Origin of the sequence: Lysinibacillus sp. FSL W8-0992, assembly GCF_038008685.1 — a bacterium.
GTDB lineage: Bacteria > Bacillota > Bacilli > Bacillales_A > Planococcaceae > Lysinibacillus.
On sequence record NZ_JBBOZQ010000001.1, the window covers coordinates 2,480,159 to 2,504,157 of the forward strand.

Consider the following 23,999-nt stretch of genomic DNA (forward strand, 5'->3'; position numbering starts at 1 on the left):
GATGAAGGGCAAAATCATGTCTCTTACTTTTTTTATACTTTTGTTGTCTTTTAGTATAGGTGGAACGTTTTTGCTTGGGTTTGTCATGAATGAACAAAAAGAAAAGCTGGCAGAACAGGCATTACTAGTTGCAAAAACTGTCTCGCAGTTACCAGAAATGAAAACGGCTATTGCCAATCGTGATTTCACAGAAGCGACTAAACATATTAATCCTGTTGTTGAAGAAATACGTGATATAAATGGGGCGCAGTATATAGTTGTACTCGATATGCAGCGACGAAAGTATTCCCATCCAAATACGGAGGAAATCGGCACCATCTCACAGTCAGGGGATTTAAACGCTGCATTTTCTGAACATTATTATACATCCATTGCACATGGTGAACGTGGAGATATGGTACGCGCCTTCGTACCAATTATGACTGACAATGGACGTCAAATTGGCGTTGTAATCGTAGGTTATAGTGTATTAACCGTTAGCGAGCTTCTATTATCTATCCAAAAAGAGCTAATGATTACAGTAGCTTTATCACTATTATTTAGTGCATGGGGTGCAAACACATTAGGTCGTCATATGAAAAAGCAAATGTTTGGATTGGAGCCACATGAAATTGCTAAAATGTATGTGGAACGCACTGAAACTTTTAACGCTATGCATGAAGGGATTATCGCAATAGATACTGAATTGACGATTACAATTTTTAATGAAAAAGCATGTGATATTTTAGGTGTAGCAGAACGGCCATCTTCGTTAATTGGCAAGAAAATTTTCGAGGTGTTACCAGATACCCGTTTACCAGAAATATTAGCGTTAGATCGTCCTATCTATAATCGTGAACTTTATATAAATGATCATAGCATTATGAGTAATCGTATCCCTATACAGGTCAATGGTGAAACGGTTGGTGCTGTAGCGATGTTTAAGGATCGCACAGAGGTGAAGAAATTAGCCGAGGAATTAACCGGTGTGAAGGCGTTTGTCCAGGCATTACGTGTACAAACGCATGAACATAAAAATAAATTGCATACGATCGCTGGTCTTTTACAGCTTGGACATCATGATCAAGCACTATCCTATTTAACACAAGTTAAGGAAGAACATGATGAAATCACTAATTTTTTAAATGAGCGCATTAAAAATGAAAATATTTCGGGGTTATTACTTAGTAAAATTGCGCATGCGAAAGAGCATGGGATTACATTAGAAATAGACCGAGCTAGTCGTCTCACAACATTCCCAAAAAATTTAGATCATCATGATTTTGTCATCTTATTTGGGAATTTAATCGAAAATGCATTTGATGCATTAAAAGATAGTCCAGTTGAAGAAAAGACTGTTCATATTTCTGTAGATGAAGATGATGATGTACTTGCTATTTTAGTAACAGATAACGGAGTCGGCATGACGGAAGCGGTAAAGGCACAAATTTTTGATAATGGCTATTCAACAAAAGAAAAAAAGGGTCGAGGTATCGGCCTGTATTTAATAAAAGAAATCGTACAAAAGGGTCAAGGTGAAATTGAGGTAATGAGTGAACCTAGTAAAGGGACAAGCTTTTTATTAACATTTTATCATCCTTAGTGTTCGGATTTTTCACTCTATAATGGACATAGTACAAAAACATCCACTTCGTATCTCATTAGAAACAAGTATGTTTAATTCACATTTTAGAGGAGAGTTGTAATCGATTGTATGGAGGGCTAGACAGTGACGCAAATAAACGTGTTATTAATAGAGGATGATCCAATGGTGCGGGAGGTAAACCGTCAATTTATTGAAAAAGTTGCAGGATTTAATGTAATAGGGCAAGCATCGAACGGCGTAGAGGGAATAGACAAAATCCGTACGCTACGACCTGATTTAGTGTTTATGGATATTTTCATGCCCGAGCAAGATGGTATAACTACCTTGCGAAAAATCCGTGAACTCAAAATTCCTGTCGATGTTATTACTGTAACAGCAGCCAATGATATGGAAACGGTAAAACAAGTTTTGCATCTTGGTGTCTTTGATTATATAATGAAGCCATTTTCGTTTGAGCGAGTGCAAGGAACGTTAGAAAACTACTACATTCGATTCAAGCAACAAATGCAAACAGAACGGGAGCTAACGCAAGGAGAGCTTGATCAGTTATTCCATTATCATAGTGGAGAAGGTAAGGCAGTAGGAGCAATTGAGGAGAAAACTGAGAAAAGTTTGCCAAAGGGTTTTAATCGAGCGACACTAGAGAAAGTAGTGCATTATTTGCAAACAGTAGATGGTGCATCAGCAGAAGATGTTGCAAGTGGAGTAGGCATTGCACGTGTGACAGCAAGACGATACTTAGATTTTCTAGAAAAGCAAAAGGAAATAACGATGGATGTTCATTACGGTGGTATTGGTCGTCCTATTAATTATTATTTTAGTAAAGAGTGAAAATATAGGTAAATGCTATAGGTAATGTCCGTTACAGGTGGATTAAGCTGCAATCCGCGCTAACCACGCAGAATGCCCATGTCTTACGGTTCCGACAGTAAATATATATAAATGACAAAATGCATCAAGCTAAACATCTTGATGCATTTTGTCGTATACTGACGCCATTGTCTGATGAACAATCGAGTACTTTCACATTGCCTTAAGTCGGTTAAATTAATAAGGCAAAATTTTATCGACAGGCTTAGGCGTTTTTATTTTTGGTAAAATTTTATCAAGTGTAACTGTGCGTTGGATACTATGCGTCGTTTCGTCACTTTCATCAAATTGCTCAAGGAAGTTAATAACCTCTTTCACAATAGGTGTTGGTGTTGATGCACCTGCAGTGACTGCAACCGTATTAATTCCTTTTAACCAATCAATTTTAAGCTCAGAAACATCTGCAATACGATAAGAAGGTGTACCTGCAATTTCTACTGATACTTGTGTTAGACGGTTCGAGTTATTAGATTTTGGATCGCCAACAACAATTAATAAATCTGCTTCCCCTGCTTGCTTCGCAACGGCTTCTTGACGAACTTGCGTTGCTAAACAAATTTCTTTATGCACTTCAATATGTGGGAATTTCTCTTTTAAACTATCCATTAAATGAGCAACATCCCATTGACTCATAGTCGTCTGGTTCGTTACTAGCAATTTATCATTTGTTAAGTTTAATGCATCAATATCCGTTGAAGATTGTACTAAATGAACATGGTCTGGAGCAACACCGATTGCACCTTCTGGCTCTGGATGACCTTTCTTACCAATATAAATAATATCGTAGCCTTCAGCTGATTTTTCACGAATTAAATCGTGTGTTACTGTTACGTCAGGACATGTAGCATCAATGGATACTAGGCCTTTGCGTTTCGCAATTTCACGAATTTCAGGTGAAACACCATGCGCCGTGAAAATAACAGTGCCCGTTTCAACCTGTTCAATAATTTCTAAGCGATTATCGCCGTCTAGTGTAATGATACCATCTTCTTCAAAGGCATCTGTAACATGTTTATTGTGCACAATCATCCCTAAAATGTAGATAGGTCTTGGTAATGTTTTATCGAGTGCGGCGTTACGTGCAATGACCATCGCATCAACAACACCGTAGCAATAGCCACGTGGATTAATTTTTAATACTTGCATGGTTGTGACTCCTTTCAAGCTTACCTACCTACATTATAACGGACAGGCACGGCGAATACAAAGAAACCTTCACTCCATAGGTGGCTGGAAAATACGCGGCTTGGATGGAATTGGTTCTCGTGGGGTAGGCGCCGCATTTTTTTGCGTTGAACGTTTACCTTTAGAGGAGCCTGCTACTTTACTAGCTGCCACTGCATCAGTTGCAGCAGCTGCTGCAACCCCTGCTGCCGCTCCAGCTGCTGGGAGTCCCTGAAAACCTTTATACAGTTTTAAAAGTGAAGGGATGTTTTTCACCATCGGCATTGCTTGTTGTATATAAGGGGTATACGTTTTAGCAGAGTTAAATAAACTATTTGCCTGCTGTAAAAATGAACCGATTTTGGAAGGCTCCTGTACGGGTGGCGTCGGCATTTGCCCTCCGAATGCCCCCCTCATTCCACCGGACATTGGAAAGCCACCTGGAATTCGTGGTTGAGGAAAACCTCCAGGCGGATAAAAGGACTGCGGTGACATCTGAGGAGGTGTTGGCATCCGCATTTGCGCAGGCATTTGCGCTGGCATCTGCGCAGGCATTTGCATGCCACCCGGATACATCGGGTATTGATAAGGTGGTCTAAATACCATAATGATCTCCTTTCATTGTATGCTTTTCATTGATGACATACCTGATTATAGATATGATATGCAGACGCTGATGTTAGCGTTCGACAAATGCTAATAAATGAACAATAGAAAGAGCTCCTATGTGCTCTTTCATATTAGGTTATGTAAGTCACGATAGAATGGATTATGGGGTAAAGAAAATTCTAAAAAAATACACAAAACATTGTATAATATTTTGTGTATTTGAGCTTATTTGGGTAAAAGAATTATTCTGCATAGGTAGATGAAATGTTTTCTGTTATTGAATAGTCGAATTGTCTTCTACAATTGAGTAAAGGCATGTCTCCATAGAATAGGAGCCCTGCGCACAGATTTTTACCGTGTAGAAATGGAGTTGTTATAGTTTAATGGCTTATTCGACAGTGCCTTTTGTACTTTCATTATTCATCATCATTAACTCGTAGCATTCTATATCCAACACGAACGTGAGTCTGAATATACTTTGGTTGTGATGGATTTTCTTCTATTTTCTTTCGAAGAGTCGCCATAAATACACGAAGACTTGGTACATCTGACTGAAGTGCATTTTGCCAAATCTCTTTCAATAAAAAATTATGTGTAAGTACTTTACCAACGTGCTTAGATAGCACGACTAAAAGTTTATACTCGATAGGAGTCAAGTGCACTTCTACACCGTTAACAAACACGGTGTTTGCCAAATAATGAATCTCTAACTGACCATTAATAAACACTGCGGACTCAGCTTCAAGCTGATGTTCGCTACTAGTTCTTCGTAATGCTACACGGATACGAGCAAGGAGCTCCTCCACGCTAAAAGGTTTTGTGACATAGTCGTCAGCTCCAGCATCTAAGGCGTTAATTTTATCGAATTCTTCACCACGTGCACTAACAACAATAATGGGTGTTTGGGTCCAGCCGCGTATTTTATTAATAAAATCTATCCCGTCCATATCTGGTAAGCCTAAATCGAGGATAATGACATGAGGCTTCAACGAAATAGCTTTTTGCAAGGCACTAGAACCATCCTGTGCAATATCGAATTCATAGTGCTGTGTAGTTAAGGTCATTCTAATTAAATTGCCGATTGCTACATCATCTTCTACGACTAAAATCCGTTTATTCATTTATACTGACAACTCCTTTTTTTAAAGTAAAACGAAAGATGGTTCCAGTCGGGTAGTTATCTGCAACTTCTAATTCACTATCATGTAATTTTAAAATTGTTTGACATAATGCTAACCCTAAGCCTAAGCCCCTTCGACTATCACTACGCTGTACTTTGCCCGTTATAAACGGCTCAAACAGTTTTTCTTTTAACGAATCGTCAATACCTGGTCCATTATCAGTAATACTAATGTCAACAAATTGGCCTCTATCTTTTGCTATGAAAGAGATGTCACTACCTGCAGGTGTATAAGTTAGTGCATTATCTATAATATTTATAATTACTTGAATCATCAGGCGTGCATCCATCAATGCCATGACTAAATCAGGCTCTACATGATAAGAAATATTATGTGTATTGTCACGTGGAGTAACATGTTGTAACGCCTCTTGAATAATATCCTCGACTAGCTCTAACTGCATTTCTAATGCAAATTGCCCATCTTCTAACATCGAAACTGCCAGTAAGTTTTCAACCATCTGAACAAGCCATTTTGAGTTCTTATATATATCTTCGTATAATCGTGTTTTTTCGATTTCGGGAATATGAGCTTTATTTGTTAACAGTATATCTGCATTCCCTGAAATAGTTGTAAGCGGTGTTCGTAAATCATGTGAGATGGCACGCAAAAGATTAGCTCTCATCTGTTCAAGTTCCGCTTCTCTTGCAACTTGCGCATTTAAATTTTGCAAATACCATTTATCGAGAGCAAATGAAAAATCATTCATAATGGCATGTAAAATATCGCGTTCAAATGCGGGTAGAGGTGCTTGCTTAGAAAGAGCAATTCCTACAATACCCTTAACGCTTCCATTTGAAATAACAGGTAAATAATAGCCATTTACTTCAGGAAATATATCTGTTGATACACCAGCAAAATGGTTATTATTAATGACCCAATGTATTACACCTAATTCATTTGTATCTTGAAATAGTGATGCTACTTTAGTGTTCTCCATATTAGACAGACTTGTAGTTGGGAAAAAAATAGTGTTAGTAATTGATTTCTGTTCTATTTCAAAAAATTGAACAGGGTTTTCTACTAATTTAACAATTTGTGTCATGCCTTCAGTAATGATTTCTTCGATAGATTTGGCATGTTGTAGCTTGCGATTTGTTTCTAGTAAAACTTCCATCCGATAAGATTTACGAACAGCAACGATGGCCTGCTCTTTTATCTTTTTTGTTAAGCTGCTTGTGATGATGCCAGAGAAAAACATAATCAGAAAAGTAATAGGATAGTCCCGATGATATGCTTCTAGGGAAAATCGTGGCTCAGTGAATAAAAAGTTGAATAGAAGTACAGCCACTGCAGAGCTAACAATGTTCATCAGCCATCCGGACGACCATATCGCAAGAATTAACACAGTGAGAATATAAATCGTAATAATATTGGATTCGCTGACTCCTATTGTAAAGAAAAATAAAGCTAAAAAAGAACCCAAGATAAACACTACTGCCATTTTTAATAAATCCAACCATTCAATCGTTAATCGATTTCGAACGCCAGTAGGAAAATACAATTGTTCATTTTCTTGATCTGGAACAATATGAATAGTTAAATTCGGCGCGAATTCATTGAGCCGGTCACTGATTTTCGGATGTGGCAGCCACCATTTCTTTTTCAAAGCAGTTCTGCCAAGTACTAGCTTTGTGACCCCACTTAATTGTGCATAGTTTGCTAGGGCAGCTGCGACATCATTCTCTTGAACGATTACGACATGGCCTCCAAGTTGCTCGATCAATTTAATATGTTGTTGCAATCGTTCAGCATTCGCTTCATTAAAACTACTTTCTTGCACTTTTTGCACATAAAGCGCAGTGAATTTTCCATGTAATGCTTGGGCAAGTCTTGCGGCAGTGCGAATTACTTTTGCATTTGTTGGAGAGCTACTAATACCAACTAAAATATGCTCTTCAATTTGTTTCGGTTGCCTAATCGATTCGCAATCGTTTACGTGTTTGTAATTAATCGTATCTGCAGTCCTGCGAAGGGCAATTTCCCGAAGTGCAACTAAATTTTGTTTGCGAAAAAAAGATGCTAATGCTTTTTCAGCTTGTTGCTTGTGATAGATTTTGCCTTCTTTTAAGCGTTGAATTAACTCATCAGGTTCAATGTCCACAATTTTAATAAGTGCTGCTTGATCAATTAAATAATCTGGAATGCGTTCTCGCACTTGTACCCCCGTAATATCTTCTACCACATCATGAAGACTTTCAATATGTTGAATATTTACAGTTGTATATACATGGATACCTTTCGCAAGTAATTCTTCTACATCCCCAAACCTTTTTGTATGTCGCATAAGTGGAACATTTGTATGTGCCAACTCATCGATTAGCACAATTTCTGGTTTGCGTTTCAATACTGCATCTATATCTAATTCTTGAAAGTCTCTCCCTTTATAATGAATATTTCTAGTCGGTATTTGCTCAAGCCCGTCAAGTAAGGCTAATGTATCTGGACGTGGATGTGGCTCTATATAGCCAATTACTACGTCTTTGCCTAGTTTTTTTGCTAGATGGGCTGCATCTAACATGGCATACGTTTTACCTACACCAGCAGCATAACCGATAAAAATTTTCAGTCTACCGACAGTTGCTTGCTCCTGATGAATCTTTGCTAAAAACTCTTCTGGAGTGGGGCGCTCATTTTCCATCATCCTTCACCTCATTTGTATTATAGCGTCATCTGACATTAAGAAAGTGTAAAGATTTAACCCCTTTATCGTTTCTTAATATAAAAAGCGATTTCCTAACACTATATTAATTTCAAAGTCAGTATGATGAAAACATCAAATGGAGGGAATGGTGATGTGAATTGATGGACTTTTATATGATTGGCTTATTAATCATTAGTTTCGCCAGTCTATATGCGTTAACAATTTGGTGCTATAAGTTAGTCGAAGAGTAGGGGGAATGAATATGGGAATCGTTATTGGCATTATACTTATCTTACTTTTTGGATATTTAGGGTACGCCCTTTTATATCCAGAAAATTATTAATAGGATGCAGGAGGAATAGAGTATGTGGCAAATAGCCATTGTTTGTATGATTTATTTACCGCTTGTTATCTTAACGGGTCATTATCTTTTTCATGTAACGATGCATAAAAAAACATGGCTCGATCCAGTGATGGATAAAGTAGATGATGTCATTTATAAATTATGTGGCATAAAGCAAGTGGATATGACCGGAAGACAATACGTGCTGTCGTTAATTATGTCAAATGCTTTGATGGTGTTCATTGGCTATATGCTGTTGCGCATTCAATCTTATCTGTTGTTAAACCCTAATGAAATTGAAAATATGGAGGCAACGCTATCCTTTAATACGATTATTTCGTTTATGACAAACACAAATCTACAGCATTATAGTGGTGAATCGGGTTTAAGTTATTTGTCACAAATGCTCGTCATTATTTTTATGATGTTCACATCAGCAGCGACAGGCTATGCAGCATGTATGGCGTTCTGCCGACGTTTAGTGGCAAAAAGTGATACTTTGGGCAATTTTTATGTAGATTTTGTACGTGTTATCACACGTGTATTAATGCCAATTTCAATTGTAGTTGCCATTATTTTAGTATCGCAAGGTTCGCCTCAAACATTAAGTGCGAATAAAACCGTCCAAACAATCGAAGGAAAGATGCAAGATATCGCACTTGGACCTGTTGCATCGCTTGAATCGATTAAACATGTTGGTACAAATGGAGGAGGCTTTAATGGAGCCAATTCGACGACTCCTTTTGAAAACCCTTCAGTTATATCCAACATCGTAGAAATGCTATCTATGATGTTGCTACCTGGGGCTTGTGTTATAGCATTTGGCTTGATGGTTGCTTATAGAAAAAAGAAGACGATAGTTGGTAAGCAAGGGCTAGCAATCTTTGGTGCCATGAGTATGCTGTTTCTAATTGGACTAGTAACAGTATACATAGCTGAGCGTGCTGGAAATCCACTTATTAGTGAGCTAGGTATTACACAGGAACTTGGCAGTATGGAAGGAAAAGAAATGCGTTTTGGTATAGCACAATCGGCTCTGTTCACTGCTGTCACAACTGCTTTTACAACTGGCTCTGTCAATAATATGCATGATACTTTAACACCGCTTGGTGGTCTTGTGCCGATGTTTAACATGATGGTAAACGTTGTATTCGGTGGTAAAGGCGTTGGGCTAATGAACATGATGATGTATGTGCTACTGACAATTTTTATTGCGTGTTTAATGATAGGCCGCACCCCACAATTTTTAGGAAAGAAAATTGAGGAAAAGGAAATGAAGCTTATAGCGCTTTGTATTTTAATTCATCCTGCCATCATCCTGCTATTTTCTGGGCTCGCTGTTGCTACGACAGCAGGAGTGGCGGGCATAACAAATCCAGGAGCGCATGGTTTATCGCAGGTGTTATATGAATTTGCTTCAGCATCTGCCAACAATGGCTCTGGCTTTGAAGGATTAGCCGATAACTCGACATTTTGGAATGTATCGACAGGGCTAGCGATGTTTTTCGGACGCTATTTAACCATCATAATTCAATTGGCAATTGCTTCGTTACTTGCTAAAAAAATGTTGCATAGCGATTCAATTGGAACATTGAAAACAGATACATCGATGTTTACATTTTTGCTTGTAGGAATTGTACTAATGATTGGTGCATTGACATTCTTACCATCATTGGCACTTGGTCCAATTACAGAGCATTTACAAATACATTCCTGATGAGGAGAGAATTAAATGGAAACTGTAAGAAAAAGCTTTATTTCGAGCGATATAATGAAGCAATCCATGATTGGCGCGTTGAAAAAATTTAATCCATTTTATATGATCAAAAATCCCGTAATGTTCGTTGTAGAGGTCGGATTTATCTTTGTGCTATTGTTATTGTTTTTCCCCAATATACTTGGGAGTGGGGGAGGCGAGCATGATCGACTCTATAATGTTATTGTAGCTATTATTCTTTTTGTGACGATATTATTTGCTAATTTTGCAGAGTCTATAGCAGAAGGGCGAGGTAAGGCTCAAGTTCAAACGTTAAAAAATACAAAAACAATTACACAGGCACGAGTTCTTTTAGCGGATGGTTCGGAAATAATGAAACAGGCACATGAGCTGAAAAAGGGAGATATTGTATTAGTTCAAGCAGGGGAGGTCATTCCAAACGACGGCGAGGTAATTAAAGGGATTGCAACAGTCGATGAATCGGCTATTACGGGTGAGTCAGCACCTGTCGTAAAAGAACGAAGTGGTGACTTTTCATCTGTTACAGGTGGAACGACTGTCACAAGTGATTGGCTCATAATTGAAATTACTTCACTGCCAGGAGAGTCATTTTTAGATAAAATGATTACGCTTATAGAAGGGGCTAGTCGAAAAAAAACACCCAATGAAATTGCGTTAAATACATTGTTAGTAAGTTTAACGATGATTTTCTTATTAGTTGTCGTGACGTTATATCCTATGACGACTTATTTAAATGTTCACATCTCTATTGCAACATTAATTGCACTAACGGTTTGTTTAATTCCAACTACAATCGGTGGCTTACTTTCCGCCATTGGTATTGCTGGAATGGACCGTGTGACACAGTTTAATGTTATTGCGATGTCAGGAAGAGCTGTAGAAGCGTGCGGTGACGTAGACACACTAATATTAGATAAAACAGGAACAATCACTTATGGCAATCGCATGGCATCTGAGTTTCTACCTGTAAAGGGAGTAGCACCTCTAACATTGATGCAAGCTGCATGGCTTAGTTCCTTAACCGATGACACACCTGAAGGGAAATCTATATTATCGTTGGCATGCGATTTAGGTGTGAATACGACAGATGAAAAACAAATCATTACAACAAGTGAGCATATGGCATTTTCTGCACAAACACGGATGAGTGGCTTAAATTTGAAGGATGGCACAAAAATTCGTAAAGGGGCTTACGATACGATTAAACAAGAAAGCATCGCTGCAGGGCATCCTATCCCTCGAAATTTGGAGCAGTTAGTCCATCAAGTATCATCTGTTGGGGGGACACCACTTGTTGTGTCGATGAATAATAATATTTTAGGCGTAATCCATCTTAAAGATGTTGTAAAATCGGGTTTAAAAGAACGATTTGAACAATTGCGGGCAATGGGCATTAAAACAATTATGTGTACAGGTGATAATCCACTAACAGCAGCGGCTATAGCTAAAGAATCAGGAGTGGATAGCTTTATTGCTGAAAGTAAGCCTGAGGACAAAATAAAGGTCATAAAAGATGAACAGGCACTTGGGAAAGTTGTTGCGATGACAGGGGACGGAACGAATGATGCACCTGCTTTGGCGCAGGCAAATGTTGGTCTTGCCATGAATTCAGGGACGAATGCAGCAAAAGAGGCTGCAAACATGGTAGATTTAGATTCAAACCCAACTAAAATAATCGAAGTTGTAGAGATTGGGAAACAATTATTGATGACGCGTGGCGCACTTACTACATTTAGTATTGCAAATGATGTTGCGAAATACTTTGCGATTATCCCTGCTATGCTGATGGTGGCAGTACCAGAAATGAGCTCACTTAATATTATGCAACTCTATTCACCAACAAGTGCCATCATTTCTGCTTTAATTTTTAACGCGGTCATTATTCCGTTATTAATTCCTATAGCGTTAAAGGGTGTAAAGTATAAGCCGATGAGCGCTGCAAAATTATTACAGAAAAACTTGTTCATTTATGGACTCGGTGGCATCTTTGCCCCCTTTATCGGGATAAAGGTGATTGATTTACTAGTAGGGCCACTGTTAACCATGCTTGGGCTATAGGAGGAAAATGACATGAATAGATTTTGGGACAGCGCAAAGCAAGCATTATTTGTATCATTAACAATGTTTGTATTATGTGGTTTGATTTATCCTTTTACTGTGACTGGCATTGCACAAGGGCTATTTAATGAGCAGGCAAATGGTAGCATTGTTGAAGTTGATGGCAAAGCTGTTGGTTCAGAACTGCTAGGGCAAGCCTTTACATCACCAGCATTTTTTGGGGGACGTGTTTCTTCTATTAATTATAATGTATATGCAAAGGAAGATATTGTACCAGATGAACATGGCGCAACTGTTTATGGAGGAGTTAGCTCAGGTACCTTTAACTATGCACCGTCCAATCCAGAATTAATAAAACGAATAGATGAAGACATTCAGTCATTTTTAGAGGCGAATCCAACAGTCAAACGACAAGAGATTCCTGCTGATTTAATGACAGCCTCAGGGTCAGGTTTAGATCCGCATATTAGTGTGCAAGCAGCACAAATTCAAATTAACCGAATTGCAAATGCAAGCGGGCTGTCAGTGAAGGAAATTGAAGAAATTGTGGAGATTAATACAGAAGGACGCACGCTCGGTGTATTTGGAGAAGAGAAAGTAAACTTTTTAATGGCGAATTTAGATATTTTCAAAAAGATGAAGCAATACGAATAGGCGATACAAAGCATTTATTTATACGGGCAGATAGAGAAAAGGGTGTAGCATAATTTTCTCTATCTGCTTTTAAAGATATGAAACGAAGCTCTATCATTGTGAGTTAACAAGAATATGAATATGATTTTTCTCTTGCATTAACGCTTTTTTACTTAAATAAAGGGATTGTTCGACTGCAATAAAGATTGGCCGAGCTGCATACCCATGTAAATCACCCCACAAATTTCTGTCCAATGTACTTTCATTTTTACTTTTCCATGTGCAATGGCAGGCTCTTCAATATTTTCTACACGGATATCTCTCGCTTTATACCATCTTGCTGCTTTCATCATCTATCAACCTCAGCATGTGGAAACTATTCAAATTATTAGTTGGATAAAAATACGAAAAGTTCATTGGATTTTTTTGCATTATTCACACTTTACATTTTTCATTGCATAATAGTCGCAATTAAAGTAAGTTTGTTAAGGGTTAGCGTTGCATCGATGAAAAAAACAAGAGAATATTGTAAATGCTTATGTTAATAGTACGGAAACATACCTAAAAGGCCGAATCATGGTACAATGGGAAAGATGTAAGGAGGAACGAATTATGTCAAAATATACTGATTATAATTTTCAGCCATTTTTGCAGGACGCAATTGCAAAGCTTGGCTTCACAGAACCAACACCAATACAAAAGGAAATTATTCCGCTAATACTTAAAGGGAAAAGTGCGATTGGTCAAGCACATACAGGGACAGGGAAAACGCATAGTTTCCTTATTCCAATCGTGCAACGCATTCAAGTTGACAAGCAAGAAGTACAAGCTGTTATTACTTCGCCAACACGAGAGCTTGCTCAACAAATTTTTGATGCGTTAAATCAATTAATAGAAGGAACAGAGATTCAAGCGAAATTATTTATTGGGGGTACGGACAAACAACGCTCCATTGATAAGTTAAAAACGCAACCACAAATCGTTGTTGGTACACCAGGACGTATTCGTGATCTTGTTTCAGCTCAAGCGTTATTTGTGCATACGGCACCAATTTTAGTTGTGGATGAAGCGGACCTAGCGTTCGATATGGGCTTTATCGAAGAAATTGATGGCTTTGCTTCTCAAATGCCAGAAAAACTTGAAATGTTCGTGTTCTCTGCAACAATTCCAGAACGTCTACAGCCATTCCTAAAAAAATACATGGAAGCACCTGTACACATTCATATGAACGATAAACGTCCAGTAGCAGAAGGTATTGACTTTGTGCTTGTGCCTGTTCGTTCGAAATCACGCAACAAACGTTTACTAGATGTCATTGAAGGCATTAACCCGTTTTTAGCGGTCATTTTTACGAATACACGTAAAAATGCAGAGCATGTTGCTGGCTATTTAAACGAGCAAGGAATTCGCTGTGGTCAAATTCATGGTGATTTAACCCCTCGTGATCGTAAAAAAATGATGAAGCAAGTTCGCGATTTAGAGTTTCAATATATCGTGGCAACAGATCTTGCTGCGCGTGGTATCGATATTCAAGGGATTTCACATGTCATTAACTATGAAATTCCAGAAGATCTAGAATTCTTTATTCACCGTGTTGGACGAACAGCACGTGCAGGTAATAAAGGAACGGCGATTACATTATTTGAGCCTTCAGACGAGGACGCATTAGCACGCATTGAGAAAATGGGTATTCCGTTTGAACAAAAGGATGTCAAAGATGGTGAATGGTCTGAACTAAAAGAACGTCATGCGCGTAAAAACCGAGTGAAGCACGAAAATGAAATTGATGTAAAAGCAAAATCTTTAGTGCGCAAACCGAAAAAAGTAAAACCAGGCTACAAACGTAATATGAAATGGGAAATGGAAAAGATTAAAAAACGCGAACGTCGCATAAAAGCACGCGGCAAAAAATAAGGAGGCATATATATGTTACTTGGCTCACACGTTTCAATGAGCGGTAAAGAAATGCTGCTCGGCTCTAGTAAAGAAGCTCTTTCTTATGGTGCTAACACCTTTATGATTTACACGGGTGCTCCACAAAACACGCGTCGAAAACCAATTGCAGATCTTAATATTATGAATGGTCTATTACACATGAAAGAGCATGGCATGACCAATATTGTTGTGCACGCCCCATATATTATAAATATTGCAAACACTGAAAAACCTGAAACCTTCCGTCTTGGTGTAGATTTTCTACAATCAGAAATTGAGCGCACTGCTGCATTGGAAGCAACACAAATTGTTTTACATCCTGGTGCACATGTGGGCGCAGGAGCAGATGCAGGTATTGCCAAAATTATTGAAGGTTTAAATGAAGTGCTTTCACAAGACTTTCCCGTACAAATTGCATTAGAAACAATGGCAGGTAAGGGAACAGAGTGTGGGCGTTCTTTCGATGAACTTGCAAAAATTATTGATGGTGTTACACATAATGAACGACTTTCTGTATGCTTTGATACATGCCATACGCATGATGCTGGCTACAATATTGTCGAAGATTTTGATGGTGTGTTAAACGAGTTTGATAAGATTATTGGTGTGGATCGTATTAAGGTCCTTCATATAAATGATTCTAAAAATGTTCGTGGCGCAGGGAAAGACCGTCATGAAAATATTGGCTTTGGGCATATCGGATTTGATGCTTTAAAATACGTAGTCCACCATCCTCAATTGATGGACGTGCCAAAAATATTAGAAACACCATTTGTTGCATTAAACAGTGATGCTAAATCAAAAACAGCACCTTATAAATATGAAATTGAGATGTTACGTAGTGGCGAATATAAACCTGAACTTATTGACGCCCTACGAGGATAATCAAACCGTAGACAAACGCAAAAAAATTTGTGTGTGTCTACGGTATTTTTTTTAGTAATGAAACATGGAAATAAGCACTTTCCACTTTGTAAGAGTCCAAATTCATCCGAAAAATATCTTGCAAAAACGAGACATATTCTTTGAATTGTTAAATATAGGAAGGTATTTGTTAATATTGTATTGTAAATTGATATGTTAAAATGAGACAATCTGAAAGACACAGCACTTTTAGAGGATGATCTTATGAAAATTTCAATAGAAGAAATAAGCAAAGAACTGATAGAAGAAATACTTATCAGGTGCCATGAAGTAGATGAAGAAATACTTGAAATTGTTAATAAGCTGAAAACTGAAACCCCTCTTATACTCGGATATCAAAATGATGGCGTTCATCGAATTAATGTTAGGGACATCTATTATTTCGAAGCAGTTGATGGAAAGGTTTTTAGTTACTGCAAGGATAACGTTTTTGAGGTAAAACATAAGCTATATGAATTAGAAGAGGTATGCAAAGAAGTTCATTGTTTTCGGGCATCCAAATCAACAATAGTAAACATAGCTAAAATTGCATCTATTCACCCGTCTATAAGTGGCCGATTCGTAGCGGTACTTGATAATGGGGAACGTCTTGTTGTATCAAGGCAGTATGTGCCTGTCCTTAAAAAAATGCTAGGATTGTAATAGGAGGTTAATATGAAGTTTTTCGAAATTGTGCAAAAGATCGTTAAAGATTTCTTAATCATCTTCGCATCCATCATCATTATTATTACTATTTTACGGCAAATCTTTTATCCTGAATTAGCGTTTGATTTAATATCAATCTATATTATTATGGCATTTTCATTTTTAAGTGCATTATTAGGATTAATGTTGTATCTAGCTCATGATATAAGCGAGACAAAAATGCGTATAAGAATTGTTCTTCATTTTTTTACACTGGAACTATTATTAATTGCCCTCGCTTGTGGCTTGGATATTGTAAACAATGCAACAGAGGTCATTATTTTGGCACTACAAATTGCATTCATCTATATTTTAGTTCGTCTACTGTCATGGAATAATGATAAAAAAGAAGCCCAAAAAATCAACGAAAAACTAAAGACGTTTAAAAAAGACATTACCCAATAAAATAATAAATTAGCAGTTTTTCTACAAAAAATAGTTAGCGGTAAGCATATAGCTTACTGCTTTTTTACATCTTATTTGCTTGTAGATACAACTTACTGTTTTTCTATATACTTCCCTTCATCGATTTCTTATGATGAGTTCATAAAAAATTAATCGGAAGAAGGGGTAACGACTATGGGGACTTTATTATTATTAATCATGTTGATTTTCGAGATTGCGTTTGCTATTTACTGTATGGTGACAAAGCAAAACCATAAAAAAATGAAGAATTGGGTAAGGGTTGCTGTGTTCATTACTTTTGTAATGCTTCTCCTTTCATCGGTAATTGATTGGAATTTCAGCTGGGCGATGCTTACAATTGTACTTTTCATTTTCGCAGTAATGGGAATGGGTTCTCTTTTGTATAACAAGAGAAATAGGCAATACAAAACTTCATCTATAATATGGAAAACTATTGTAACGATATTGGTACTGTGCATAGCAAGTGCACCTGCAATTGTTTTTCCTCAATATAAATCACCAAAAGTGACTGGCACATATCAAGTCGCAACAGCTACTTACACATATAAAGACCAAAATCGGATTGAGGAATTTACTGATAAGGGGGACAACCGATTTGTTAATGTGGAGTTTTGGTATCCAAAAAATGCCGATAAATCATATCCTCTCCTTGTATTCTCACATGGTGCAAACGGTATAAGATCAAGCAATACGTCTACCTATACTGAACTTGCAAGTCATGGATATGTAGTCGCTTCAATCGACCATCCGTACCATTCTTTTTATACTGTTTCAGATGATGGAACAAAGGTACTTATTGATAAAGGTTTTAACAGGGAAGTAAGTAATTCAAATAAAGAAGGCATATACACGAAGGAAGAAGTTTATGGTCTTATTCAAAAATGGATGAAGCTTCGAACAGACGATATGAATTTTGTCATTGATACAATACGTTCAAAAACTAAAGGTGACAATGATCCCCTTTATCAAGCTATCGATATAGAGAAAATAGGTGTGTTTGGACATTCAATGGGGGGTGCTGCAAGTGTTTGGCTTGGCGGAGAACGTAAAGATGTTCAGGCAGTTGTCAATATCGATGCCCCATTCTTTAGTGAGCTAGTTTATAAGAAAGAGATTGATGATTTTGTGGCAAGAGGGGAAGACTATACAACACCACTACTTAATATTTATTCGGACGATGTTTGGAAGCAACTCGACAGCAACTCGATTTATATAGCGAACAAACCTGCCAATATCCATTTTAAAGATGCATATACAGTTCATTTTCAAGGAGCAAAACATTTAAGCTTAACTGATTTACCACTTTTCTCTCCTATACTTGCAAATATGTTGCAAGGCGGAAAAGCGGACATTGATAAATATTACGCAATTGAAACTGAAAATGAACTCATTCTTAACTTTTTTGACTTTGAATTAAAAGGCATTGGCCACTTTACTCATGAAGACACTTATTAATATTTTATCGGTAGCATGCAGTAGGCGGAACTATTTCGGTCCTTAAACGTCTACATGTGAAATAATTGGAAAGTTAAGAGTAGGTATAGAGAGTGGAAATTGTAACGGAAAAATTAATTATGATTGCTTTATTTATTCTCATCATTCATTCAATCGAAACCCTTGCGTATGCAGTCCGTTTATCAGGAGCACGTGTAAGGTTGCTAGCTTCAGCTTTATCGCTTTTTAATGTAATGGTAATGGTTTCGAGGCTAGCGAATATGATGCAACAACCATTTACAGGAAGTTTGGTGGATACAGCTCCTGCTGACAATGCGTTAGCCTATGTAGAAAACCAGTATCGCATTATTATTGGAGCGGCATCGATAGGAACTCTAATAGGGATATTATTACTGCCAACGTTCGTAGCCATCTTTTCGCGAGGGATAATCCATTTGGCTGAGGAAAGAGGTTCGATCCCAGCTTTATTGAAAAAAGGATTTACGCTTGAATATGTAAGACGTGGAATTAAACATATTCGTAAGCCAAGTTTTTCGTATTTAAAGGGAATTGGCTTACGAGATATTCCAGTAAAATTATTTGTCATTAACATTGTCATTACAGCGATTTATACGATTGGCGTTTTATCAGCTTTATATGCTGGGTTATTAGTACCCGAATTAAGTAACACTGCTGTCATGGCGTCTGGACTAATCAATGGGATGGCGACGATTTTGTTAATTATTTTTATTGATCCTAAAATTTCAATACTTGCTGATGATGTGATCAACAAGCGGGGTAGCTATTTAGATTTAAAAAGAGCGTCTGTTATGATGATGACATCCAGATTTTTAGGAACGATTTTGGCGCAAGTTTTATTTATACCTGGGGCACATTATGTTGCTTGGTTTGCGAAGCTTATTACTTAATTGCTAAGAAGGAATTCGCTTTTAAAACGAGAATTTAAATGAATAATGAATGGATAGGAAGGTGACTTTTATGAATATAAAGGGCTTTGGAGGGATTTTTTGGAGAACTAAAGATTTAGAGGATATTAAACAATGGTACAGTAAAGTTCTAAATGTGGAAATGGAAGGTTGGAATGGTGCCATTATTACACCACAAGCAGGCAATGAAACGATTTTTTCCTTCTTTACCGAGGATGATCGTTATTTTCCATTAGAACAACAAGTGATGTTAAACTTCCAAGTTGAAAATTTAGATGACAGTATTAAACATCTAGAGAAATTGGGTGTTCCTTTTGTAAAGGAAAAAGAGGTTAGTGAATTTGGAAATTTCATTTGGATTGAAGATCCAGAGGGCAGACGAATTGAGCTATGGGAGAAGTAAACGAATAGAAATTCGTTAACAGGCAACATGGACATTTTTAAAAAATGAATTTTTAAGGCACATTTTCCACAAGAGGATGTGCCTTTTTCATGTCTTTAGAAGAACCCATTTTGCATTTTGTAAATTATAATTAACTTAATGCAATTTATATATTGCAAAAAGCAATGTTGTTTTATATAATAAAATTAATAAAACGAATGGAGGCAAATTATGGCTGCAAGACAGAAGAAGCAAGTTGATGAACGTGTGAAAAATTTACAAAATAAAATATACAAAGAAGTTTATGTATTGATCATGATTGTATGTTCAATATCAATCTTAATTAAATTCTTTAAAATGGGTGTGTCCTTGGATAATGTAATAACAGAGTGGTTGATTATATTTATATCATCTGTCTATTATTATGTTAGAACGGCTTATCTTGGCATATTGACTGATGAAATAGAGGTTCACGATAGTAATAGCAAAGTCAAATTAGGAACAAAAAATGTACTTTTTGGTGTTGCATTTGGTTTAGTTTTTGCAATTATTTTAGGACTTAACAGTGCTTTCAATTATGCAGACAGCACACAACAAGCTATAGAATATTTCTTCGTTGTCTTTTTAGTATCTCTACTTATATATGTGCCATTTTTTGCAGGGTTTTTGGGATTATCGTATATGGCTGCTAAAAAGAAAAGTGATCAAGTCGTACAAAAAAATTTAGAAGATTAACAAGTGGTGATAAGCATGAAAAATATCCGTTTAAAAATGGCTCGAATAGAACATGATCTGTCACAAGAAGATTTAGCACAAAAAGTAGGGGTTACTCGACAAACTATCGGCTTAATTGAAGTAGGTAAATATAATCCGACATTAAACTTATGTATTGCAATCTGTAAAACGTTAAATAAAACGTTGGATGAATTGTTTTGGGAAGAGTAAATTAAAGAAAACCTCCATTTTGAACATTGTCAAAGTGGAGGTTTTACTATATTTGAGGGAAATCAAAAGTTAAAATTACTGCAATTGTGTTCAAACAAAAGATAAATACTGCGGTTGATTTCCGCTACGGGCGAGCGCTTTCCGCGGGCACAACGTAAGTCGCAACCCTCGCTAACGCGCGGTTTGTTGCGTCTCACAATGCGTGCGTTCCCGCAGGAGTCGCCCTCCCTTCGCTCCAATCAACTTATTAAAGTTAAAGCTTCAAAAGAATAAAAAATAGAAAGAAGTGTCGAGTTACTTTTCCATGCCTTTAAATAATTATCGCTTTTTAATAGACATAAATAGTGCGGTTGATTTCCGCTACGGGTGGGCGCTTTCCGCGGGCACACCGTAAGTCGCAACCCTCGCTAACGCGCGGTTTGTTGCGTCTCACAATGCGTGCGTTCCCGCAGGAGTCGCCCGTCCTCCGCTCCAATCAACTGAATATGTTGGCAAAGAGAGGTCAGACGGGACTTTCTGTTAACACGCCTTCACGCAACCTAAATACTTGATCACATAATGATTCAATATCGATTTTATTATGTGAAGTTAATAATATGGTAGCACCTCGCTGTTTTTCAGCGTTAATAATGTTATAAACATTTTGGACAGAATCTTCGTCCAAAGCATTCATTGGCTCATCTAGTAAAATTAATTCTGGTGTTTCCATAATGCTTTGAGCAATTGCTAGTTTTTGTTTCATGCCAAGAGAGTACGCTTTGACAGGCCGTTTATCTTCTGGGTCTAAACCTACTTTTGATATCGCAGCTTTTATCTCTTGGTCAGTAATTTGCTTACGTATTGATGCTAAAAAATTCAAGTTGGAAAACCCTGAATAATGCTCTAAAAATCCTGGTTTTTCAAGAATAACACTTGCACTTTTAGGAAATGAAATATCTCGATGTAACACATCCCCGAATAATTTTACGGTTCCGACACTCGGTTTTACTAAGCCACAAATAACGCGAAATAACATCGATTTCCCTGAACCGTTATGACCAACAAAGCCATAAATTTTCCCTCGTTCTAGCTGAAAGTTTATATTTTGAAGCACAGTCCTTCCTTTAATCACCTTAGAAACGTTGGATACTTCAATTGACATATCGTAACCTCCCTAGAAGTAATCTTTTTTTAATCCGAAGCGAACAATGAGTAGACACATCATACAAATTAATAGCCCTTCGATAAATAAAACAATAGCGACCATGTTTGCCTCGAAATTTCCCATTAGCCCATAATAGAAAGGAATATAAGGAGCGGATTGCTTAATACCCGCAAAAAATAGAATGATCAGTAGCACAGATGCAATTTTACCTGAAAACAATAATTCGATTATTTTCCAAAGCAAAGCATGACAGTACATATTGATACACAGAATCAATGCCTGTAGCACAATTAAGATATCAAATTGTAGTGTCACGTGAGCTTTTAAAAAAAGGAAGAAGCTCATGAGATAAGTGATTGCGACATAGCATGCAGTGAATATAAGTAGAATTAGCAGCCGATTAAGCCAAAACCAGCTTTTTGTTGGATAGCGTAATAGCATATTGTATGAAAAAGAAGTGGAGCGAGGCTTCCAAATAATTTGAATTAAAAGCACATAACCAAACCATAGCAAAGTCCAGTACATCCAAGTAAGTTCCTCCACTTGTCCCAAAAGGACAGTAAATGCTTGGCGCAATGTCATGCCATCAAAAAGTGATGTCATATAGAGTAACAATAAAGTAGTACATAATGGGTAGACGATACAAATACAACAAATTTTAAGGGCATCTTCTCTCAGTAGTTTCCACTCTAACGAAAATGTTGTCATGAATCATCATCTCGCACGTAAAAGTCTAGTTTATTGACTAAATAATGAATGGCATTGATTAACAATATCATAACGGCGACTAATATAAAGAATGTACTAATAGGTGACGTAAATTCACTTTTATAAAATAAAATAGGCACAATGTGTAGTGTGATTTTATCAACCATAAAAAGAGTCATGACTAAAATCAAACTAATAAAATTATTTTTAAGTAGTTGTTGGAGCACTATGTATAGCAAACCACAAATAGCCGTAACACAATAAAACATATAGATAAAGTAAAGCAATGAACCGTTTTCTTTAGGCTCAGGCACATATAATAATAGGGCACTGTAATTTGTGATATAGGGATAGAATAACCACTTCGCTAGCGATGTGCTCAACAAACTACTTCCGAAAACAATAGCTGTAAAAAAGGCAGTCACCATAAAAATAAAGCAAATTTTATACGAAGCGAATTGCTGGCGGTGACGATACCTTCTAAGCAATAGCCAATCATTGTCTTTAGATGAAAAAGGCGCTAATAATATTAAAAATAATAGTGTATAGTAATTTTCATAACGAGAGGCTAATATAAAGTCTTTCAGTGTATGCCATGTGGTTACTACTGACGTGATTGGGAATACTGCAATCAACTGTAGCAATATTATAAAAATGGCAACAATCCAAAAAAGCATCCTTTTAAAGCGAATATCCTGTAGACAATACGCGCAGTACTTATAATACATCTTCATGTTTCTTCATCCCAATTAAGTAAATGACAAATGTAAGTAATATTTGCAACAGAAATTCAGTAACCATAATGGAAATGGAGTTGTCTCCATGTATACCTTCCGGGGCTAAAAAGTAAAATGGAGCCCATTTTGGGTGATTGGCAGCTAAAAACCAAAGGCTAGTATAAATAATTTGCGGCATAAAAATTAATAAATAATAATTTTTAATAAACATAGATAGGGCTAGTCCTAGACAAACATACGCACTAGCAAACAATCCTCCGATAATATAAAATACAGCAACATATGCATATGGAGACATGCTTAGTAAATCCGAAAAAAGAGGTTGAATATCGCCTTTAAAAACACTTATAGCATTATCTGGTATTGCCAAAGTTCCTTCTACAAACCCTTTATAAATATTGGCATAGGCTGTATAGTCCCAATGATTCGTAAATAGATTAACAAGCACTATACCAAGACATAGTGGCAGTATGAACATAAAAAAGGCAGTTAGAAAAGTAGTAGCAAACTTTGCAGTGTAATATTTTTGTCTATCCATGCGCATAAAAATAAAATGTTGATAGCCGCTTTTTCTTTCACGATAAATGGAATCCACGAGTGCAATTGAAATCAACAATGGATAAAGAAAATAATACAAATCAGATGGGAAATTATTAGTAAAACCGAGCCATTGTTTATGCGGAGATACAAAATTGAGCACATCATCAACAATAGGTTTTTCATATCGTTGATTAAAAAGTCTCTCTGTTAATAAATATTCTTCATTATGCTCTTTTACACCTATAAGCACAGCAATCACAACAACTAATAATAAGGCACAAATGCTAAGATAAAAGTTTTTATTTTTAAACAGCTTTTTATATTCAATAAGCATTGATATCCTCCTATTCAAAGAATAGGGCCGTCCA

General features: G+C 36.9%; 22 protein-coding genes and 1 pseudogene. 14 read left to right on the forward strand and 9 right to left on the reverse strand.

Annotated features, from left to right (window positions below; translation table 11 throughout):
• Nucleotide 1 precedes the first annotated feature (1 nt).
• Together NSQ74_RS12355 and NSQ74_RS12360 are read left to right on the forward strand one after the other, a co-directional pair.
• Nucleotides 2-1,582 (forward strand): sensor histidine kinase, encoded by a 1,581-nt coding sequence (locus tag NSQ74_RS12355; RefSeq protein ID WP_340826452.1) that lies wholly within the window; start codon nt 2-4, stop codon nt 1,580-1,582.
• 126 nt (nt 1,583-1,708) lie between these two features.
• Complete coding sequence (locus NSQ74_RS12360; protein WP_340823666.1) at nt 1,709-2,416, forward strand: response regulator; 708 nt, start codon at nt 1,709-1,711, stop codon at nt 2,414-2,416.
• 216 nt (nt 2,417-2,632) lie between these two features.
• On the opposite strand, the gene NSQ74_RS12365 is transcribed toward NSQ74_RS12360, so the two are convergent.
• The 4 genes from NSQ74_RS12365 to NSQ74_RS12380 form a co-directional block, all read right to left on the reverse strand.
• Complete coding sequence (locus tag NSQ74_RS12365; RefSeq protein WP_340823667.1) at nt 2,633-3,601, reverse strand: 4-hydroxy-3-methylbut-2-enyl diphosphate reductase; 969 nt, start codon at nt 3,599-3,601, stop codon at nt 2,633-2,635.
• A gap of 69 nt (nt 3,602-3,670) precedes the next feature.
• The gene (vrrA, locus tag NSQ74_RS12370; RefSeq protein ID WP_340823669.1) at nt 3,671-4,225 is read right to left on the reverse strand and encodes a VrrA/YqfQ family protein; all 555 of its coding nucleotides are present in this window, start codon (nt 4,223-4,225) and stop codon (nt 3,671-3,673) included.
• Nucleotides 4,226-4,644: 419 nt separating this feature from the next.
• A complete protein-coding gene (locus NSQ74_RS12375; protein ID WP_340823671.1) occupies nt 4,645-5,349 on the reverse strand; it encodes a response regulator transcription factor in 705 nt (234 codons plus the stop codon).
• Nucleotides 5,342-8,053, reverse strand: a complete 2,712-nt coding sequence (locus NSQ74_RS12380; RefSeq protein ID WP_340823672.1) for a sensor histidine kinase KdpD — start codon at nt 8,051-8,053, stop codon at nt 5,342-5,344. The genes NSQ74_RS12375 and NSQ74_RS12380 overlap by 8 nt, the downstream gene beginning before the upstream one ends.
• A 365-nt stretch (nt 8,054-8,418) precedes the next feature.
• Here NSQ74_RS12380 and kdpA point away from each other — a divergent pair, with 365 nt between their 5' ends.
• From kdpA to kdpC, 3 genes are read left to right on the forward strand one after another with little or no spacing between them, the layout of a single operon-like run.
• Nucleotides 8,419-10,113, forward strand: a complete 1,695-nt coding sequence (kdpA, locus tag NSQ74_RS12385) for a potassium-transporting ATPase subunit KdpA (protein ID WP_340823674.1) — start codon at nt 8,419-8,421, stop codon at nt 10,111-10,113.
• A 15-nt stretch (nt 10,114-10,128) separates the two neighbouring features.
• Complete coding sequence (gene kdpB, locus NSQ74_RS12390; RefSeq protein ID WP_340823676.1) at nt 10,129-12,192, forward strand: potassium-transporting ATPase subunit KdpB; 2,064 nt, start codon at nt 10,129-10,131, stop codon at nt 12,190-12,192.
• A gap of 12 nt (nt 12,193-12,204) precedes the next feature.
• Nucleotides 12,205-12,846, forward strand: a complete 642-nt coding sequence (gene kdpC, locus NSQ74_RS12395) for a K(+)-transporting ATPase subunit C (RefSeq protein WP_340823677.1) — start codon at nt 12,205-12,207, stop codon at nt 12,844-12,846.
• Between the two features lie 165 nt (nt 12,847-13,011).
• Here kdpC and NSQ74_RS12400 read toward each other — a convergent pair.
• A pseudogene (locus tag NSQ74_RS12400) lies at nt 13,012-13,175 on the reverse strand (butanediol dehydrogenase); the annotation flags it as partial.
• Between the two features lie 262 nt (nt 13,176-13,437).
• Between NSQ74_RS12400 and NSQ74_RS12405 the strand changes: the two are divergent.
• From NSQ74_RS12405 to NSQ74_RS12445, 9 genes are all read left to right on the forward strand, one after another.
• A complete protein-coding gene (locus NSQ74_RS12405) occupies nt 13,438-14,739 on the forward strand; it encodes a DEAD/DEAH box helicase (RefSeq protein WP_340823678.1) in 1,302 nt (433 codons plus the stop codon).
• Between the two features lie 12 nt (nt 14,740-14,751).
• On the forward strand, nt 14,752-15,645 hold the full coding sequence (locus tag NSQ74_RS12410; protein ID WP_340823679.1) for a deoxyribonuclease IV: 894 nt from the start codon (nt 14,752-14,754) through the stop codon (nt 15,643-15,645).
• Between the two features lie 243 nt (nt 15,646-15,888).
• Nucleotides 15,889-16,326, forward strand: coding sequence for a LytTR family DNA-binding domain-containing protein (locus NSQ74_RS12415; RefSeq protein ID WP_340823681.1), 438 nt, complete (start codon nt 15,889-15,891; stop codon nt 16,324-16,326).
• Between the two features lie 12 nt (nt 16,327-16,338).
• On the forward strand, nt 16,339-16,773 hold the full coding sequence (locus tag NSQ74_RS12420; RefSeq protein ID WP_340823683.1) for a DUF3021 family protein: 435 nt from the start codon (nt 16,339-16,341) through the stop codon (nt 16,771-16,773).
• Between the two features lie 174 nt (nt 16,774-16,947).
• Complete coding sequence (locus tag NSQ74_RS12425) at nt 16,948-18,249, forward strand: alpha/beta hydrolase (protein WP_340823684.1); 1,302 nt, start codon at nt 16,948-16,950, stop codon at nt 18,247-18,249.
• A gap of 119 nt (nt 18,250-18,368) precedes the next feature.
• Nucleotides 18,369-19,157 carry a lipid II flippase Amj family protein gene (locus tag NSQ74_RS12430; protein ID WP_340826454.1) on the forward strand — a complete coding sequence of 263 codons (789 nt, stop codon included), beginning with the start codon at nt 18,369-18,371 and terminating at the stop codon, nt 19,155-19,157.
• Nucleotides 19,158-19,227: 70 nt separating this feature from the next.
• Nucleotides 19,228-19,578, forward strand: a complete 351-nt coding sequence (locus NSQ74_RS12435; protein ID WP_340823685.1) for a VOC family protein — start codon at nt 19,228-19,230, stop codon at nt 19,576-19,578.
• 210 nt (nt 19,579-19,788) lie between these two features.
• Entirely contained in the window at nt 19,789-20,292 is a 504-nt protein-coding gene (locus NSQ74_RS12440) for a DUF6773 family protein (protein ID WP_340823686.1), read from the forward strand.
• A 15-nt stretch (nt 20,293-20,307) separates the two neighbouring features.
• Complete coding sequence (locus NSQ74_RS12445) at nt 20,308-20,502, forward strand: helix-turn-helix transcriptional regulator (protein WP_024362980.1); 195 nt, start codon at nt 20,308-20,310, stop codon at nt 20,500-20,502.
• A gap of 502 nt (nt 20,503-21,004) precedes the next feature.
• Here NSQ74_RS12445 and NSQ74_RS12450 read toward each other — a convergent pair.
• The 4 genes from NSQ74_RS12450 to NSQ74_RS12465 are packed head-to-tail and all read right to left on the reverse strand — an operon-like array spanning nt 21,005 to nt 23,965.
• Nucleotides 21,005-21,643: an ABC transporter ATP-binding protein gene (locus NSQ74_RS12450; RefSeq protein ID WP_340823689.1), complete on the reverse strand. Its 639-nt coding sequence runs from the start codon at nt 21,641-21,643 to the stop codon at nt 21,005-21,007.
• A 12-nt stretch (nt 21,644-21,655) separates the two neighbouring features.
• Nucleotides 21,656-22,354, reverse strand: a complete 699-nt coding sequence (locus NSQ74_RS12455) for a hypothetical protein (protein WP_340823691.1) — start codon at nt 22,352-22,354, stop codon at nt 21,656-21,658.
• A complete protein-coding gene (locus NSQ74_RS12460; protein ID WP_340823692.1) occupies nt 22,351-23,088 on the reverse strand; it encodes a hypothetical protein in 738 nt (245 codons plus the stop codon). Before NSQ74_RS12460 ends, NSQ74_RS12455 begins: the two co-directional genes overlap by 4 nt.
• Nucleotides 23,072-23,965 (reverse strand): NADH dehydrogenase FAD-containing subunit, encoded by an 894-nt coding sequence (locus NSQ74_RS12465; RefSeq protein WP_340823693.1) that lies wholly within the window; start codon nt 23,963-23,965, stop codon nt 23,072-23,074. Before NSQ74_RS12465 ends, NSQ74_RS12460 begins: the two co-directional genes overlap by 17 nt.
• Nucleotides 23,966-23,999 lie beyond the last annotated feature (34 nt).

Bases quoted from the DNA above. Each gene is read 5' to 3' on its own strand.
- NSQ74_RS12355 (WP_340826452.1), top strand. From the start codon at position 2: ATGAAGGGCAAAATCATGTCTCTTACTTTTTTTATACTTTTGTTGTCT.
- NSQ74_RS12365 (WP_340823667.1), bottom strand. From the start codon at position 3,601: ATGCAAGTATTAAAAATTAATCCACGTGGCTATTGCTACGGTGTTGTT.
- vrrA (WP_340823669.1), bottom strand. From the start codon at position 4,225: ATGGTATTTAGACCACCTTATCAATACCCGATGTATCCGGGTGGCATG.
- NSQ74_RS12375 (WP_340823671.1), bottom strand. From the start codon at position 5,349: ATGAATAAACGGATTTTAGTCGTAGAAGATGATGTAGCAATCGGCAAT.
- NSQ74_RS12380 (WP_340823672.1), bottom strand. From the start codon at position 8,053: ATGATGGAAAATGAGCGCCCCACTCCAGAAGAGTTTTTAGCAAAGATT.
- kdpA (WP_340823674.1), top strand. From the start codon at position 8,419: ATGTGGCAAATAGCCATTGTTTGTATGATTTATTTACCGCTTGTTATC.
- kdpB (WP_340823676.1), top strand. From the start codon at position 10,129: ATGGAAACTGTAAGAAAAAGCTTTATTTCGAGCGATATAATGAAGCAA.
- kdpC (WP_340823677.1), top strand. From the start codon at position 12,205: ATGAATAGATTTTGGGACAGCGCAAAGCAAGCATTATTTGTATCATTA.
- NSQ74_RS12405 (WP_340823678.1), top strand. From the start codon at position 13,438: ATGTCAAAATATACTGATTATAATTTTCAGCCATTTTTGCAGGACGCA.
- NSQ74_RS12410 (WP_340823679.1), top strand. From the start codon at position 14,752: ATGTTACTTGGCTCACACGTTTCAATGAGCGGTAAAGAAATGCTGCTC.
- NSQ74_RS12415 (WP_340823681.1), top strand. From the start codon at position 15,889: ATGAAAATTTCAATAGAAGAAATAAGCAAAGAACTGATAGAAGAAATA.
- NSQ74_RS12420 (WP_340823683.1), top strand. From the start codon at position 16,339: ATGAAGTTTTTCGAAATTGTGCAAAAGATCGTTAAAGATTTCTTAATC.
- NSQ74_RS12425 (WP_340823684.1), top strand. From the start codon at position 16,948: ATGGGGACTTTATTATTATTAATCATGTTGATTTTCGAGATTGCGTTT.
- NSQ74_RS12430 (WP_340826454.1), top strand. From the start codon at position 18,369: ATGATTGCTTTATTTATTCTCATCATTCATTCAATCGAAACCCTTGCG.
- NSQ74_RS12435 (WP_340823685.1), top strand. From the start codon at position 19,228: ATGAATATAAAGGGCTTTGGAGGGATTTTTTGGAGAACTAAAGATTTA.
- NSQ74_RS12440 (WP_340823686.1), top strand. From the start codon at position 19,789: ATGGCTGCAAGACAGAAGAAGCAAGTTGATGAACGTGTGAAAAATTTA.
- NSQ74_RS12445 (WP_024362980.1), top strand. From the start codon at position 20,308: ATGAAAAATATCCGTTTAAAAATGGCTCGAATAGAACATGATCTGTCA.
- NSQ74_RS12450 (WP_340823689.1), bottom strand. From the start codon at position 21,643: ATGTCAATTGAAGTATCCAACGTTTCTAAGGTGATTAAAGGAAGGACT.
- NSQ74_RS12455 (WP_340823691.1), bottom strand. From the start codon at position 22,354: ATGACAACATTTTCGTTAGAGTGGAAACTACTGAGAGAAGATGCCCTT.
- NSQ74_RS12460 (WP_340823692.1), bottom strand. From the start codon at position 23,088: ATGAAGATGTATTATAAGTACTGCGCGTATTGTCTACAGGATATTCGC.
- NSQ74_RS12465 (WP_340823693.1), bottom strand. From the start codon at position 23,965: ATGCTTATTGAATATAAAAAGCTGTTTAAAAATAAAAACTTTTATCTT.